Origin of the sequence: Pseudoalteromonas sp. SR41-7, assembly GCF_014163935.1 — a bacterium.
In the GTDB taxonomy this organism is placed as follows: Bacteria; Pseudomonadota; Gammaproteobacteria; order Enterobacterales; family Alteromonadaceae; genus Pseudoalteromonas; species Pseudoalteromonas distincta.
In genome coordinates, this window is sequence record NZ_JACJEF010000036.1 from 1 (window position 1) to 751 (window position 751).

At 44.1% G+C, this 751-nt stretch carries 1 protein-coding gene; it reads right to left on the reverse strand.

All coding sequences use genetic code 11. The features are described 5' to 3' along the window. The coding region (locus H5092_RS20380) for an elongation factor Tu (RefSeq protein ID WP_182734872.1) at window positions 1-751 on the reverse strand (751 nt) is incomplete at both ends.

Here is a 751-nt window from a genome sequence, read left to right on the forward strand (position 1 = left end):
CTACGATAGTTGCTACAACACCAGCACCTACAGTACGACCACCTTCACGGATAGCAAAACGAAGACCTTCATCCATCGCGATTGGTGCGATTAGAGTTACTGTCATCTTGATGTTATCACCAGGCATTACCATTTCTACGCCTTCTGGTAACTGTACGTCACCAGTTACGTCAGTTGTACGGAAGTAGAACTGTGGACGGTAACCTTTGAAGAATGGAGTATGACGACCACCTTCATCTTTAGAAAGTACGTATACTTCTGAAGTGAATGTAGTATGTGGGTTGATTGAACCAGGCTTAGCTAGTACTTGACCACGTTCAACGTCTTCACGCTTAGTACCACGTAGAAGTGCACCAATGTTCTCACCAGCACGACCTTCGTCAAGAAGCTTACGGAACATTTCAACACCAGTACAAGTAGACTTAGTAGTCTCTCTGATACCAACGATTTCAACTTCGTCATTTACGTTGATGATACCAGCTTCAACACGACCAGTTACAACAGTACCACGGCCTTGTATTGAGAAAACGTCTTCGATAGGCATGATGAATGGCTTATCGATGTCACGCTCTGGCTCTGGGATGTAAGAATCAAGTGCATTTGCAAGCTCAACAATCTTATCTTCCCACTCTTTCTCGCCTTCTAACGCTTTAAGCGCAGAACCAGCGATTAGAGGTAAGTCATCACCTGGGAAATCGTATTCAGAAAGAAGTTCACGAACTTCCATTTCTACTAGTTCAAGTAGCTCTTC